1 protein-coding gene is annotated in these 1,266 nt (G+C 56.9%); it reads right to left on the bottom strand.

Translation table 11 applies throughout. The features are described from left to right. Positions 1-1,266, bottom strand: a 1,266-nt coding sequence (gene pta / locus ACS603_RS23410; RefSeq protein ID WP_474945017.1) for a phosphate acetyltransferase, incomplete at both ends; no start/stop codon positions are given.

Consider the following 1,266-nt stretch of genomic DNA (forward strand, 5'->3'; position numbering starts at 1 on the left):
CGCATCCCTTGCAGCATTGGCCCGATGGAGATCAGGTCAGCTGAACGCTGTACCGCTTTGTAGGTGGTGTTACCGGTGTTCAGATCCGGGAAGATGAACACGGTAGCGCGACCTGCAACCGGCGAGTTCGGCGCTTTGGATTTCGCAACGTCTGCCATAACGGCGGCGTCGTATTGCAGTGGGCCGTCGATCATCAGGTCAGGACGTTTTTCCTGTGCCAGACGAGTCGCTTCGCGAACTTTCTCTACATCGCTACCTGCACCAGAAGTACCGGTGGAGTAAGAGAGCATCGCCACGCGTGGTTCGATACCGAACGCAATCGCGGAGTCAGCGGACTGGATAGCGATTTCAGCCAGTTGTTCTGCGGTTGGATCTGGGTTGATCGCGCAGTCACCGTAAACATAAACCTGTTCAGGCAGCAGCATGAAGAACACAGAAGACACCAGAGAGCTGCCTGGCGCTGTTTTGATCAGCTGCAATGGCGGGCGAATGGTGTTCGCAGTGGTGTGAACCGCACCAGAAACCAGGCCGTCAACTTCGTCCTGTTCCAGCATCAGCGTACCCAGAACCACGTTGTCTTCCAGCTGTTCACGCGCAACAGCTTCGGTCATGCCTTTGCTCTTACGCAGTTCGACCAGACGTGCAACATAGCTTTCGCGAACCACTTCTGGATCGACGATTTCAATGCCTGTGCCCAGCTCAACACCCTGAGAGGCTGCTACGCGGTTGATCTCTTCCGGGTTACCCAGCAGCACACACGTCGCGATACCGCGCTCTGCACAGATGGCAGCCGCTTTAACAGTACGTGGTTCGTCGCCTTCTGGCAGAACAACACGTTTGCCTGCTTTACGCGCCAGCTCGGTCAGCTGGTAACGGAATGCCGGAGGAGACAGACGACGGCTGCGCTCGGAGGTTGCAGTCAGGGATTCGATCCAGTCTGCGTTGATGTAGCTTGCAACGTATTCCTGAACTTTCTCGATACGCTCGTGGTCATCAACCGGCACTTCCAGGTTGAAGCTTTGCAGGCTCAGAGAGGTCTGCCAGGTGTTGGTGTTCACCATGAATACTGGCAGGCCAGTGGCGAAAGCACGCTCGCAGAGCTTGCTTACGCGTGGGTCCATTTCGTAAGCACCGGTCAGCAGGATGGCACCGATTTCCACGCCGTTCATCGCAGCCAGGCACGCGGCAACCAGCACGTCAGGACGGTCAGCAGAGGTCACCAGCAGGGAACCTGCACGGAAGTGTTCCAGCATGTGCGGAATGCTG

This window comes from Enterobacter sp. Li2LvB3, assembly GCF_056156645.1.